The sequence below is a fragment of the Microbacterium sp. LEMMJ01 genome (genome assembly GCF_002114135.1).
GTDB lineage: Bacteria > Actinomycetota > Actinomycetes > Actinomycetales > Microbacteriaceae > Microbacterium.
Genome location: NZ_NCTV01000030.1, coordinates 12,792 through 26,022 on the forward strand (window position 1 = coordinate 12,792; position 13,231 = coordinate 26,022).

General features: G+C 72.3%; 11 protein-coding genes. 5 read left to right on the plus strand and 6 right to left on the minus strand.

Annotated elements, in window-relative coordinates:
- Positions 1-176 precede the first annotated feature (176 nt).
- From B7W94_RS08865 to B7W94_RS08880, 4 genes are read right to left on the minus strand one after another with little or no spacing between them, the layout of a single operon-like run.
- A complete protein-coding gene (locus B7W94_RS08865; RefSeq protein ID WP_025105328.1) occupies positions 177-1,199 on the minus strand; it encodes a hypothetical protein in 1,023 nt (340 codons plus the stop codon).
- Positions 1,196-2,431, minus strand: coding sequence for a hypothetical protein (locus B7W94_RS08870; protein WP_085606011.1), 1,236 nt, complete (start codon positions 2,429-2,431; stop codon positions 1,196-1,198). The genes B7W94_RS08865 and B7W94_RS08870 overlap by 4 nt, the downstream gene beginning before the upstream one ends.
- The gene (locus B7W94_RS08875; RefSeq protein ID WP_060923517.1) at positions 2,421-3,080 is read right to left on the minus strand and encodes a response regulator transcription factor; all 660 of its coding nucleotides are present in this window, start codon (positions 3,078-3,080) and stop codon (positions 2,421-2,423) included. The genes B7W94_RS08870 and B7W94_RS08875 overlap by 11 nt, the downstream gene beginning before the upstream one ends.
- Before the next feature lie 43 nt (positions 3,081-3,123).
- Positions 3,124-4,368, minus strand: coding sequence for a class I SAM-dependent RNA methyltransferase (locus B7W94_RS08880; protein ID WP_085606013.1), 1,245 nt, complete (start codon positions 4,366-4,368; stop codon positions 3,124-3,126).
- 23 nt (positions 4,369-4,391) lie between these two features.
- On the opposite strand from B7W94_RS08880, the gene B7W94_RS08885 reads away from it, so the two are divergent.
- Complete coding sequence (locus B7W94_RS08885; protein ID WP_062766938.1) at positions 4,392-5,027, plus strand: Maf family protein; 636 nt, start codon at positions 4,392-4,394, stop codon at positions 5,025-5,027.
- A gap of 78 nt (positions 5,028-5,105) precedes the next feature.
- Positions 5,106-6,872, plus strand: coding sequence for an acetyl/propionyl/methylcrotonyl-CoA carboxylase subunit alpha (locus tag B7W94_RS08890; protein ID WP_085606015.1), 1,767 nt, complete (start codon positions 5,106-5,108; stop codon positions 6,870-6,872).
- Positions 6,873-6,954: 82 nt separating this feature from the next.
- On the opposite strand, the gene B7W94_RS08895 is transcribed toward B7W94_RS08890, so the two are convergent.
- Positions 6,955-8,403 carry an NAD(P)H-quinone dehydrogenase gene (locus B7W94_RS08895; RefSeq protein ID WP_025105680.1) on the minus strand — a complete coding sequence of 483 codons (1,449 nt, stop codon included), beginning with the start codon at positions 8,401-8,403 and terminating at the stop codon, positions 6,955-6,957.
- Between the two features lie 48 nt (positions 8,404-8,451).
- On the opposite strand from B7W94_RS08895, the gene B7W94_RS08900 reads away from it, so the two are divergent.
- Genes B7W94_RS08900 through B7W94_RS08910 form a run of 3 tightly spaced genes read left to right on the plus strand, consistent with a single transcriptional unit; the run spans position 8,452 to position 11,218 of the window.
- Positions 8,452-9,285, plus strand: a complete 834-nt coding sequence (locus tag B7W94_RS08900; protein ID WP_025105679.1) for a purine-nucleoside phosphorylase — start codon at positions 8,452-8,454, stop codon at positions 9,283-9,285.
- Entirely contained in the window at positions 9,282-10,952 is a 1,671-nt protein-coding gene (locus tag B7W94_RS08905; protein WP_085606017.1) for a phospho-sugar mutase, read from the plus strand. Before B7W94_RS08900 ends, B7W94_RS08905 begins: the two co-directional genes overlap by 4 nt.
- Positions 10,953-10,954: 2 nt before the next feature.
- Positions 10,955-11,218 carry an HPr family phosphocarrier protein gene (locus B7W94_RS08910; RefSeq protein ID WP_085606019.1) on the plus strand — a complete coding sequence of 88 codons (264 nt, stop codon included), beginning with the start codon at positions 10,955-10,957 and terminating at the stop codon, positions 11,216-11,218.
- Positions 11,219-11,221: 3 nt separating this feature from the next.
- Here the strand turns inward: B7W94_RS08910 and B7W94_RS08915 are convergent, their stop codons facing one another.
- The gene (locus B7W94_RS08915) at positions 11,222-13,144 is read right to left on the minus strand and encodes a BglG family transcription antiterminator (RefSeq protein ID WP_062764717.1); all 1,923 of its coding nucleotides are present in this window, start codon (positions 13,142-13,144) and stop codon (positions 11,222-11,224) included.
- Positions 13,145-13,231: the final 87 nt, after the last annotated feature.

Consider the following 13,231-nt stretch of genomic DNA (forward strand, 5'->3'; position numbering starts at 1 on the left):
CCCCAAAATACCTACAGACAACCGTTGCTCGGGACCGCAGACTAGAGGAGACGCTTCGCGTTCGGCTGGTCTCTCTGTCCCAGGGTAGGCAGACGCTGATCGGCCACCAGCGGACGGTTTTCGGGTAACTGTCCGCACGGCGAGGGGCAGGCGGATTCGCCGCCCCTCGCCCACTCTCATCTCCGCGCGTCGGACGTCGTCCCGCGCCGCTCCCTCGTGATCTCGTGCCACAGGTCCACGGAATCGTCGTCCGATGCCCGCAGACCCGCGCGACCGACGACGGTGACGGCGACGAGCGGGTCTCGTGCGGAGCGGATGATGATGCGCCCCGTCCCGGCGCTGCGGAGCACCGACGCGAGCTCGTCGCGGATCTCCATGCGGCGGCCCTCGTCGACGCCGTCGAGTCCGCCCTCGTCGAACACGGTCACCGAGGCGCCGCGACGGCGGGCGGCATCGATCGCGTTGCGGACGTCGTCGTTCAGCAGGTCCGCCCCGCGCAGCTCATCGCGGAGGCGCCCCTCGGCGAGCCGCGCCTCCAGCCGCTCGTCCTCGTCGAGCTGGCCGCGTGACGCCACCACCCGGCTGAGGACGGGGCCGGCGACCGCGAGGGCGAACTGGGTACGGAGGCGGCGCTCGCGCTGGCGCACCCGTTGCGTCGCGTGCCAAGCCGACACCGCCTGCTGGATCTCCGACAGGCGCTCCGTGTCGCTCACGGCGCGGTCCCAGAACATCACCAGGAGCTGGGCGACCGCGACCCACATGATCGACCCCACGACGCCGAGGTTCAACGCCACTCCGAACCCGAGGGCGGCGGAGGCGGCGACGACGAGCACGACCAGCGTCGCCCAGCCCGCCCACGCGCGGCGACGGACCACGCACACGATGCCGAGCAGCCCCAGGGCTCCGATGTACCAGGTGGCGAAGGGCGCCGTCCGATCATCGGGATCCAGCGAGAGGGTGACCAGCACCGGGATGACCGCGCTCGCTCCGAGGGCGAGGAGCGCCGACCACAGCGGCATGCGCACCGTGACCGGACTCCCGAGGATCGCGATGTTCACCACCACGAGGTACACGGCGATGGCGAGGACCATGAGCAGCGGAGCCGTCGGCTGCTCGATCCACCAGATCCCCCGGGCGACGAAGTACAGCGCGAAGCCGACGGCGAGCGAGGTGGCGACGCTGCGGACGGTCCGGTTCATGAGCGCTCCCACCCGAGGGTCACGACGGTGCCTTCCGCATCCGAGGAGATGTGCGCGGTCCCGGCCACACCGGCCATGCGGGCGAGGATCGAGGCGCGGATGCCGAGCCGGTCGGGACCGATGGCGTCGACGTCGAAGCCGCCGCCGGTGTCCGAGATCGTCACGGCGATGCCCTCGTCACCGTGACCGACGACGAGGATGTGCAGACCACGACCGTGGGCGTGCGCGACGGCGTTCCCGATCGCCTGGCGGGCGGCGAGCACGAGGGCCCGCGCGGCCCGCCCCGGGACGAGGCCGCTGCCGCCGCGCTCCTCCACGATGGCGTCCGCGCCCAGCTCGGAGAGTGCTCGTCGCAGTTCCACGACGATCTGCGCGGCCCCCACCGGCTCGTCGCTGCCCTCTTCCGCGACCGCCGCCTCGGTGTTCGCGAGCCGCGTGAGGGCCTCTCTGGCCATCGCCACGGCGAGCTCCCGTGCCCGCTCGCCCTCCGCGCGCTCGGCGGCGATGAGAGCCGCGAGGACGCTGTCGTGCATGAGGGCCGACATCGCGACCCTCTCCTCCTCCGCAGCCGCGGCCGCGGCCGCCGTGGCATACGAGGCCACGGCCGTCCCCCGCGCTTCGTCCACGCCCGCGGCGACCGAACGGAACATCCACCCGAGCGACACGATCACGACGCCGAGGATCAGCGTGAAGGAGACGTCGAACGCCGTCGTCACCCAGAACTCCCGGGAGAACTCCCCCTGCACCAGACGCACGTACCCGTAGACGAAGGGCACGCCGACGGCCCATGCGAACTGCAACCGCACGGGGAAGGCCAGCATCGCCGCCACCACGCCCACGTTCACGAGGAAGAAGATCCACGGCTGGTCGCCCGCCACCTTGTCCGTGGGGTCGACGACGATGGGCCACGCCGCGAGCGCGAGCACGTACACGACGGCGAACACCCCCGCGGCCAGGCGCACGCCGCGTCCGACCAGACAGGCGACGAGCATCGCGGTCAGCGGTACGAAGACGGCGACGAGCATCGAGATGTGCGGCGCGTCCGCGCGGGACATCGTCTGCACGGCCGCGATCAGCGCCTGCGCTCCGAGCACGGCCGACCCCAGGGCGACGACGATCGCGAGGATGCGCTCCATCCGCTTGCCGGTGAACCGCTCGAAGCCGTTCTCCGCGCTGCCGGGAGAAGGGATCTTGCTCCAGGCGTCGCGGACGCTCAGCGGCTCAGCGGGCACTCGGCGCCCCGTCGGCCGTCACGATGCCGTCCTCCATCGCGCGTCGCAGCAGATCGACCTTGGTGGGCGCCGGCCGACCGACCTCGACGTACTTCACCCGGATCCGGGTGATGTTCTCCTTCGCGGTGGAGTACGCGACGCCGAGACGCTCGGCCACGGCCTTCAGCGGCAGGCCCGTCGCGTACAGACGCAGCACCTCCCGCTCGCGGCTGGACAGCTGGGCATCGGCGAACGCGCGGTCGCCGTCGACCGCACTCGCCCATTCGACGTTGTTCAGCGCCTCGCCCTGCGCCACGGTGCGGATCGCGTCCAGCACGTCGTCGAGGGCCGACGACTTGCTGACGACACCGGCCGCCCCCGCCGCCAGAGCCTCCCGCACCGCTGCGGGCCGGTCGGCGACGCTGTGGATCACGACGCTGGCGCCGTCGGCGACGAGGGACACGACGTTCTCCGTCACCGTCGTCCCGTCCCCCAGCGTCAGGTCGAGCACGACGACGTCGGCCGGCGGGGCGCCTGTGGAGGACCGCCACACGAGGTAGGAGCCGACCGTGCTCCCGGTGAACACGACGGTCTGCCCGTCTCTGGCGCACGCGGCCTCGAGGCCGAGGCGGACGGACTCGTGGTCGTCGATGAGGGCGACGGTGCTCATGCCCACAGCCTAGTGAGTCGCGGACCGGGGCCCGGGAATGCGCTCACCGGGTGAGCAGGGCGACGACCTCGAAGTGATGCGAGTGCGGGAAGAGGTCGAACCCGCGGAGCGCGTCGACCTGCCACCCCAGACCCCGGAAGGTACCGAGGTCGCGCGCGAGGGCGACGGGGTCGCAGGCGACGTAGGCGATCGCGGACGGAGCCAGCGCATGCACGCCCTCCACGACCGCGCGTCCGGCGCCGGACCGGGGCGGGTCGAGCACCACCGCCCCCGTCGCGCCCCCGCGCCGCGGCTGCTGCAGGAAGCGGTCGACCCGGGCCGTGACGGCGGTCACGTCGAGCGGGGCGAGGTTCGCGGCGGCGTGCTGCGTCGCGCGGCGGCTGGATTCGACGGTCACGACGTCGGTGCCGCCGAGATCGGCGAGAGTCCGCGCGAAGAGGCCGACTCCGCCGTACAGGTCGTAGTGCGTCGCGTCCGGCTCCACGTGTCCGTCGAGCAGCCCGTACACGGCGCCGTCGAGGACGGAGGCGGCGCGGGGGTGCACCTGCCAGAACCCGCCGGCGTCGACGTCGAACGTGCGGTCGCCGACGCGCTCCTGCACCACCTCGGGCTTCGGCCGGGGGCGGCGGTCCCTGGGCGCCCGGCGCTCGGCCTCGGGGTGCCGGAGGATGCGCACGCGGCCGTCCGCGGGCTCCACGAGCTCGATGCGCCCGGGCTTCTCGCCCTGCAGGGCCAGGGCGGCCTCGGTGATCGCGGGGCGGGCGAGGGGGTAGGTCGACACCGGCACCACGCGGTGGCTGCGGGCGGCGAAGGGACCGATCCGCCCGGCATCGTCGACGTGCAGGGTCACCCGCGTGCGCCACCCCGTCCCGTCGCCGAACTCCACGGCCTCGATCTCCGGGGCCTCGAGTCCGGGACCGGCGAAGCGGTCGAACGCCTCCGCCAGCACCTGTCGCTTGAGCGCGCGCTGGTGGTCGAGCTCGATGTGCCCGAGGTCGGCGCCGCCGGGTCGCTGGGCGGGGTCGTGCGCGACGTCCGCCTCCGGCCAGATGTGCGGCCGGCGATGCGGGGAGGCGTCGAGGACCTCGAGCGTCTCGGCGCGCCAGAAGCTCCGGGTGTCCGGCTCCCCGGCGGCGGGGGACGGATCCAGCAGGCGGGCACGGACGCGCTCGCCCGGGATCGCGTCCGAGACGAAGATCACACGGCCCTCGTGACGGGCGATGAAGGTGCCTCCGTGGGCGATGCCGGTGATGTCGAGATCGAGCACGTCGGCTGCGGAGGAAGTCATCCTTCGAGGATACGGTGGTCTCCATGCGCGTCTGCCTCGCCTCCACCTCCCCCGCCCGGCTCATGCTGCTGCGTCAGGCCGGCATCGAACCCCTCACGCTGTCGCCGGAGGTGGACGAGGACGCCCTCGCCGCCGCGGCCGAGGAGCGCATGGGTCCCGTCGCACCCGCCGACCTGGTGCTGCTGCTCGCCCGTGCCAAGGCCGCGGCCGTCGCCGAGCGGCTGGCCGCCGAGGGCGCGTTCGACGGCATCGTCATCGGCGGGGACTCGATGTTCGCGCTCGGGGAGCGGGTGTACGGCAAGCCCTACACGCCGGAGGAGGCCACACGCCGGTGGCAGGAGATGCGCGGTGCCACGGGCGTGCTGCACTCCGGGCACTCCGTGTTCCGTGTCTCCCCCGGCGCGGCTCTCGTCGAGGCGACCGCGGTCGCGGAAGCCGCTGTGACGTTCGCCGAGGACATCAGCGATGAGGAGATCGCCGCGTACGTGGCATCGGGGGAACCGCTGCACGTCGCGGGGGCCTTCACCGTGGACAGCCTCGGCGGCGCCTTCATCACCCGGGTCGAGGGCGATCCCTCCACCGTGGTGGGCATGTCGCTGTCCACCGTGCGCCGCCTCACCGCCGACCTCGGGGTCCGGTGGACGGATCTGTGGTCGTAGACTCCCCTCCACGTTTTTCCCTCTTTCTTGTCGAGAGTCGTCAAAAGTATCGGGATGCTACTCGCTAGGCTGGCAACCATGCCTGAAATCGCGAAGGTGCTCGTCGCCAACCGCGGCGAGATCGCCGTCCGCATCGTCCGTGCCGCTCGTGACTCCGGGATCGCCTCGGTCGCCGTCTACGCCGACCAGGACAGGGACGCGCTGCATGTGCGCCTGGCCGACGAGGCGTATGCGCTCGGTGGCGCGACCAGCGCCGAGACGTACCTCCAGATCGAGAAGATCCTCTCCGTCGCCCGCCGCGCCGGTGCCGACGCCGTGCACCCCGGCTATGGCTTCCTCGCGGAGAACGCCGAATTCGCGCGCGCGGTGATCGACGCCGGGATGATCTGGATCGGCCCCTCCCCGGAGGCGATCGAGGCGCTCGGCGACAAGGTCACCGCCCGCCACGTGGCCGAGAAGGTCGGTGCGCCCCTCGCGCCCGGCACCCCCGGCCCGGTCTCGGGTGCCGACGAGGTCGTCGCCTTCGCCCAGGAGTACGGTCTGCCGATCGCGATCAAGGCGGCCTACGGCGGCGGCGGACGCGGCCTCAAGGTCGCCCGCGAGCTCGACGAGGTCGAGGAGCTGTTCGAATCCGCCACCCGCGAGGCCGTCGCCGCCTTCGGCCGCGGCGAGTGCTTCGTGGAGAAGTACCTCGACAAGCCCCGCCACGTCGAGACCCAGTGCCTCGCCGACGCCGAGGGCAACGTCGTCATCATCTCGACTCGCGACTGCTCGCTGCAGCGCCGACACCAGAAGCTCGTGGAGGAGGCACCGGCCCCGTTCCTCACGCCCGAGCAGAACGAGAAGCTCTACTCGGCGTCCAAGGCCATCCTCAAGGAGGTCGGCTACGTCGGCGCGGGCACGTGCGAATTCCTCATCGGCGCCGACGGCACGGTCTCCTTCCTCGAGGTGAACACCCGCCTCCAGGTCGAGCACCCGGTGTCCGAGGAGGTCACCGGCATCGATCTCGTCCGCGAGCAGTTCCGCATCGCCGCCGGTGGCACGATCGACTACGACGACCCCCAGCCGCAGGGTCACTCCATCGAGTTCCGCATCAACGGCGAGGACCCGGGTCGCGGGTTCCTCCCCCAGCCCGGCCCCATCCACGTCTTCAAGACCTTCGGCGGCCCCGGCATCCGCCTCGACTCCGGCGTCACCGCCGGGGACGCGGTGTCCGGCGCGTTCGACTCGCTGCTCGCCAAGATCATCGTCACCGGCAAGGACCGCGCCGAGGCCCTGGAGCGCGCGCGTCGGGCCCTCGACGAGTTCGAGGTCGCGGGTCTGCCCACCGTCATCCCCTTCCACCGCAAGGTCGTCCGCGACCCCGCCTTCACGGCCGAGGACGGGACGTTCGGGGTGTACACGCGCTGGATCGAGACCGAGTTCGACAACGACATCCCCGCGTGGGACGGCGAGCTCGAGGCGCCGGCTCCGGCGAACGCCCGGCACACCGTGGTCGTCGAGGTCGGCGGCAAGCGCCTGGAGGTCAGCCTGCCCGATCGCGTCGCGGTCGCGCCCGGCACCACCGGCCGCCCGGTGGCCGTGCCGCCGTCGCGCCGCAGCCACGCCACGGTCGCCAACGCCGGTGCCTCCGGCGACGCGGTGAAGTCGCCGATGCAGGCCACGGTCGTCAAGGTCGCGGTCGAGGAGGGGCAGCAGGTCGTCAAGGGCGACCTCGTCGTCGTCCTCGAGGCGATGAAGATGGAGCAGCCGCTGCAGGCGCACAAGGACGGCGTGGTGGGCAACATCGACGCCGCCGCGGGCACCACGGTCTCCGCTGGCCACCAGCTCCTCACGATCTCCTGACCCCGAGACCCCGCTTTCACGCCGAGACCCCGGGCTGCAGATGTCTGCAGCCCGGGGTCTCGGCGATTGCGCGGGGTCTCGGTCAGGAGATGTTCACGAGGTGCATCGCGCGGCTCGCGTCGGTGATGCTGCTCGAGAGCGAGGGGTACGCGGCGAACACGCGGGAGACCTGGTCCACGGTGAGGCGACGCTCGACCGCGATCGCGATGGGGTAGATCAGCTCCGAGGCCTTCGGCGCCACGATCACGCCGCCGATCACCGTGCCGGAGCCCTTGCGGGCGATGAGCTTGACGAAGCCGTCCTTGATGCCCATCATCTTCGCGCGCGGGTTGGCGGCGAGTGGGAGCTTGTAGACCATGCCGTCGGCGAGGCCGTCCTCCACGTCCTTGACGCCGTATCCGACGGTCGCGATCTCCGGCGCCGTGAAGATGTTGGAGGTGATCTTGATGAGCTCGAGCGGGATGACGATGTCCCCCAGCGCGTGGAACACCGCCGTCCGCCCCTGCATCGAGGCCACCGAGGCCAGCGGGAAGAAGTTCGTGCAGTCCCCGACCGCGTACACGTTCGGCACCGAGGTGCGCGCGACGCGGTTCACCCGGACGTGACCGGAATCGTCGAGCTCGACGCCGGCCTCCTCCAGGCCGATGCCCGCGGTGTTCGGGATGGAGCCGACAGCCATGAGGCAGTGGCTGCCCTCGACGGTGCGACCGTCCGACAGGGTCACGGTGACGCCGTCGCCTGTGACCTCGACCTTCTCGGCCCGCGACTTGGACAGCACCTGCATGCCGCCGCGCTTGAACACCTTCTCCAGCACCCGCGCCGCATCCTGGTCCTCGCCGGGGAGGACCTGCTCGCGGCTGGAGACGAGCGTGACCTTCGCCCCGAGGTTCATGTAGGCGGACGCGAACTCCGCGCCGGTCACGCCGGAGCCGACGACGATGAGGTGCTCGGGCAGCGCCTTCATGTCGTAGAGCTGGGTCCACGTGAGGATGCGCTTGCCGTCGGGCTTGGCGGAGTCGAGTTCGCGCGGCGAGGCGCCGACCGCGACGACGATGGTGTCGGCCTCGACGCGGTCGAAGTCCGTGCCCCGCTCGCCCGTGGAGACGACGATCGCGTTCGGACCCTCCAGCCGGCCGTGACCGGAGAGGATCCGCACGCCCGCGTCGAGGAGGGTGGTGCGCATGTCCTCGGACTGCTGACCGGCCAGCGCCACGAGGCGCTTGTTCACGGCGGCGAGGTTGATGGCGATCTCCGGCTTGAGCGGCTTGCCGTTCTCGCCCTTGGCGTAGAAGTTCACGCCCAGGTCGCTGGCCTCGGAGATGGCGACAGCGGCGTCCGCCGTCGCGATGAGGCTCTTCGACGGCACGACGTCGGTGAGCACGGCCGAACCGCCGACACCGACGCGCTCGACGAGGGTGACCTCCGCTCCGAGCTGGGCGGCCGCCAGGGCCGCCTCGTAACCGCCGGGTCCGCCGCCGAGGACGGCGACGCGCTGAGTGCGCTCGAAAGTGGTGGAAGACATGCTCTCCATTCTTCCGCAATCCTGGCACCGGAGCCTGCCACTTCCTAGAGTGGATCCATGCCTGAAACCCACAGCAACCCCCTCGACGACCCCGCTGCGAACCCGTTCGAGGTCGCAGCCGAAGCCGCCGCCGACATCGCGCGGCTGACCGGCGTCGAGAAGCACGACATCGCCCTCACGCTCGGCAGCGGCTGGGGCAAGGCGGCCGACCTCATCGGCGAGACCGTCGCGACCATCCCCGCGACCGAGGTCACCGGATTCTCGAAGCCCGCTCTGGAGGGCCACGTCGGCACCCTGCGCAGCATCCGGACGCCGGGCGGGAAGAACGTCCTCGTCATCGGCGCCCGCACGCACTACTACGAGAACCACGGCGTGCGCCGGGTCGTGCACAGCGTCCGCACCGCCGCGGCGACCGGGGCGAAGATCATGGTCCTCACCAACGGCGCCGGCGGCATCCGCGAGACGTGGAAGCCCGGTCAGCCCGTGCTCATCAGCGACCACATCAACCTCACCGCCGACTCCCCGCTCGAGGGCGCGACGTTCATCGACCTCACCGACCTGTATGCGAAGCGCCTGCGCGACATCGCCCGCACGGTCGACCCCACGCTCGACGAGGGCGTCTACACGCAGTTCCGCGGCCCGCACTACGAGACCCCGGCCGAGGTGCAGATGGCGAAGCACATCGGCGGGCACATCGTCGGCATGTCCACCGCGCTCGAGGCGATCGCCGCGCGCGAGGCCGGCATGGAGATCCTCGGGTTCTCGCTCATCACGAACCTCGCCGCCGGCATCCAGCAGACGCCGCTCAGCCACGCCGAGGTCATCGAAGCCGGACGCGAGGCGGAGCCGGTGATCTCCGCCCTGCTGGCCCGGGTGGTCGAGGCCCTGTGAGCGAGGAGCGGCTCGCCCAGGCCCGCGCCTGGCTGCGCCAGGACCCGGATCCGCAGACCCGCGACGAGCTCGCCGGCATCGTCACCCGGGCCGCCTCCGGGGACGAGGCCGCCGTGGCGGAGCTCGACGACCGCTTCGGCAGCCGTCTCGCGTTCGGGACGGCGGGACTGCGCGGCGCCCTCGGGGCTGGGAGCAACCGGATGAACCGGGTGCTCGTCTCCCAGGCCGCGGCGGGCTTCGCGGCGTACCTGCGCGAGCGGGCCGCCGGGGCGACGCCGACGGTCGTGATCGGCTACGACGGACGCCGGAACTCCCGGGTGTTCGCCCAGGACTCCGCGGAACTGTTCGCCGGGGCCGGCCTGCGCGCGATCCTGCTCCCCCGCCTGCTGCCGACGCCCGTGCTGGCCTTCGCCGTGCGGCACCTCGGCGCCGATGCGGGCGTGATGGTGACCGCGAGCCACAACCCGCCGGACGACAACGGCTACAAGGTGTACCTCGGCGGCGCGGATGCCGGCTCGCAGATCGTCGCTCCCGCCGACGCCGAGATCGCCGCCCACATCCAGCGGGTCGCGAACAGCGGCGACGTGCGGGCTCTGCCGCGGTCCACCGCCTACGAGACCGCGGGCGAGGATCTCGTCCAGGCCTACGTCGCCGCCACCGCCGCCGTCGCCCCGGCGCCCGCGGGGGCCCGCCGCCTGCGCTGGGTCTACACCGCGATGCACGGCGTCGGCTGGGAGACGGTCGCCCGCATCCTCGATGCCGCCGGCTACCCGCGACCGATCGTGGTCGACGAGCAGCTGCATCCGGACGCGACGTTCCGCACGGTCTCCTTCCCGAACCCGGAGGAGCCGGGGGCCATGGATCTCGCGTTCGCCAGGGCCAGGAGGGCGAAGGCGGACTTCATCCTCGCGAACGATCCGGACGCCGACCGCCTCGCCGTGGCCATCCCGGACGAGACCTCCGCGGACGGCTGGCGCCGTCTCACGGGCAACGAGGTCGGCCTGCTGCTCGGTGCCCGCGCCGCGCGCGCCGCGGACGGCACCCCGGGCGCCTCGCTCGCCTGCTCGCTCGTCTCCTCCCCCGGGCTCGGCGCCATCGCCGCGCAGCACGGGCTGGACTTCCACGAGACGCTCACCGGGTTCAAGTGGATCTCCCGGGCCCCTGGCATCGTCTTCGGCTTCGAGGAGGCCCTGGGCTACCTCGTCAACCCCGAGACCGTGCGCGACAAGGACGGCATCTCCGCCGCGGTCGCCGTGCTCGGCCTGGCCGCCGAGGCCCAGGAGCGCGGGCTCACCCTCGCCGACCTCGTCCGCGAGGTGGGCGACACGTACGGGCACTTCGCGAGCGCGCAGGTGTCGGTCCGGGTGGCGGATCTGTCGCTCATCGGCACGGTGATGCTGTCGCTGCGCTCGCTTCCGCCCACGCAGATCGCAGGGCGTTCGATCGCGTCGGCCGAGGACCTGCTGCAGAGCGCTCCGGGGCAGCCCTCCGGAGACGTGCTGCGGTACCGGCTCTCGGACGGCTCGCGGGTGATCGTCCGGCCGAGCGGCACGGAGCCGAAGCTCAAGGTGTACATCGACGCCACGGGTGATTCCGCCGAGGCGGCCGCAACGGCCGTCGCCGAGCTGGAGGCGGGCGTCCGGGTCCTCCTGGACGAGCGCTCCTGACCATGCCCGTCCGCCACGTCGTCGTCAGCGCCCACAACGGCGTGCACGCACGACCGGTCGCGGAGCTCGTGCGCCTCGCGCAGGCGCACGAGCTCCCCGTCACGCTGCGCACCGCGGACGGCACGTCCGTGGACCTGCGCAGCGTCCTCGCGGTCATGGACCTCGCCCTCGCCCCCGGAGACGCCGTGACCCTGGAGACGCCGGCCGGCCCGGCATCGGAGAGCGTCCTCGACCAGCTCGCCCTGGTGCTGGCCCCCGACGCCTGAGCCTCAGCCGTCGATCACGGCGACGAGCTCGTCGAGGAAGCCCTCGAAGGTCGCGCTGCGCCGGACGATCCGCTGCACGCTCTCGCGCTCGCTGAACACCTCCACGAGCTGCTCGAACACGGTCTGGAAGGCGGCGCGGTCGCTCTCGCTGAAGGCGGCCAGCGCGACGACCTGCACGCGTCCCTCGCCCCAGGCCGCCGACCCCTCCGCCACGCCGAGTGCGATCGCCGTGCGGGCCGCGGTCATCTGCAGCGCATGCGGCACGGCCAGCGCGTCGGTGAACGCCGTGGAGGACATGCGCTCCCGGACGATCGTGTTCTCCACGTAGTCGTCGCCGATCAGGCCGGCCCGCACGAGCGGCGCGCCGAGCCGCCGGATGATTGCCTCCTCCCCTTCGTCCGGAAGAGGATGCACGAAGGCGTCGGGGTGGAAGTAGCGCGCGAGCTCCTCTCGGAGCCGGGCCAGCCGCCGCCCCCGGCGCAGGCGCCCGGCGGCCTGCTGGATGCGGTCGACGTCCGCGTCGGTGAGGAACGGCTGGATGCGCACGAACCGGTCGCCCGAGGCCCCGGGCTCGATCGTGCTCAGCACCAGGTCGGTGTCGAACGACGCCCAGTCCGGGTCGACGTTCGTGACGACGCTGGTGACCTCGATCGCGGAGCCCAGCGAACGGTCCACGCTCGAGCGCAGGAGTTCGTGGAGCTCGTAGTAGCCGGGGCAGACGATGGTCGCGGTGAGGATGGACTCCGCCTTGCGGCTCCGTTCCAGCCGGCCCCCGACGTGCATGGCGATGTAGGCGATCTCGTCGTCGTGGATGGGCGTGCCGAGCCGGTCGTGCAGACCGCTCGCGATCGACACCGCGACCTCGAAGATCATCGGGTAGGTCGTCTTCAGCGAGCGGGTCAGCGGATTGCGGGTGAGGGCGCTCTCCTCGGCGCGGCGCAGGAGGTTCTGCACGTGCAGCGCGAGACGGAGCACGAAGGTCTCGTCGACGAGGTCGACGCGGTAGTCCTCCGCGGCCCGCGCGATCTCCGCGCGGACCGCCGCCTCCACGTCCGGGGCGACGCCGCTGCGGGCGAGCTCCTGCGCCGCCTCGCCACCGGGGGCGACGATCCGGGTGAGGACCAGGGAGGCGAGGTGACCGCTGTCGCCCTCGCCCAGGACCACAGTGAAGTGCTCGGCCGCGAGGCGGGCGATCACCGCGCCCACCCGCGGGATCTCCGGTCGGGCTCCCACCGGCGGCGCGTCGAGGGCGCGCCCGGCGGCCACCCGCTCGGCGGCGATCGCGATGTGCAGCAGCACGTCGGCGATCGCGAGTTCGTTGACGTAGTAGCCGAGCTCGCCGAGCTCTCCCACCAGGGCGGACTTGAAGGGTCCCACCGCCCGCGCATCCACCGCCGTGCCGGAGAGGGCCCGCCGGAAGATCTCGGGGTGGAAGGAGGCGTCGTCCATCTCGTCGTGGGCGAGACGGCTGAGCAGCCGGCGCTGGGCGGCCTCGTCTCCGCGGAGCCGCACCCGCTCCCGTGCGCGTTCGAGCGTCAGGTCGGTGCCGTCGAGGAGGCCGCGCACCCGCACGAGGTCCGCCTCCAGCGTCGCCTCGCTCACATGCAGGGCGTCCGCGGTGTCGAAGACGTCGATCCCCTCCTCCGCGTCCAGCAGCAGCCGGACCAGGGCGTGCAGCCGTTCGCGGGGCGCGGAGTCGCCGCCCTGCCGCACCCGGAGCGCACCGCGGGCACCGGGGCCCGCCCGATAGCCCGCCGGGCCGGACTCGACGACCGCGGCGCCGGGCGTGCGGGCGTTCAGGGCCGCGACGTAGGAACGGATGCTGCGGGGCGTCACGCCGAGGAGGTCGGCCAGCGTGCCCGCGGTCGCCCAGCCCTCCTCGCGCAGCAGGGCGGCGAGGAGCTGGTCCTGACGCTGGCGCGACATGATCCCTCCGAGTTCCCGTGCTGACGGCACTGTCCGACTGCTCTCCATGATGACAGCCTCCGGCGACAGGGGCGCGGCGAGCAGGGT

Coding starts and splice junctions, on each gene's coding strand:
- B7W94_RS08890 (WP_085606015.1), top strand. CDS start 5,106: ATGCCTGAAATCGCGAAGGTGCTCGTCGCCAACCGCGGCGAGATCGCC.
- B7W94_RS08910 (WP_085606019.1), top strand. CDS start 10,955: ATGCCCGTCCGCCACGTCGTCGTCAGCGCCCACAACGGCGTGCACGCA.
- B7W94_RS08865 (WP_025105328.1), bottom strand. CDS start 1,199: ATGAACCGGACCGTCCGCAGCGTCGCCACCTCGCTCGCCGTCGGCTTC.
- B7W94_RS08900 (WP_025105679.1), top strand. CDS start 8,452: ATGCCTGAAACCCACAGCAACCCCCTCGACGACCCCGCTGCGAACCCG.
- B7W94_RS08880 (WP_085606013.1), bottom strand. CDS start 4,368: ATGACTTCCTCCGCAGCCGACGTGCTCGATCTCGACATCACCGGCATC.
- B7W94_RS08895 (WP_025105680.1), bottom strand. CDS start 8,403: ATGGAGAGCATGTCTTCCACCACTTTCGAGCGCACTCAGCGCGTCGCC.
- B7W94_RS08915 (WP_062764717.1), bottom strand. CDS start 13,144: ATGTCGCGCCAGCGTCAGGACCAGCTCCTCGCCGCCCTGCTGCGCGAG.
- B7W94_RS08875 (WP_060923517.1), bottom strand. CDS start 3,080: ATGAGCACCGTCGCCCTCATCGACGACCACGAGTCCGTCCGCCTCGGC.
- B7W94_RS08885 (WP_062766938.1), top strand. CDS start 4,392: ATGCGCGTCTGCCTCGCCTCCACCTCCCCCGCCCGGCTCATGCTGCTG.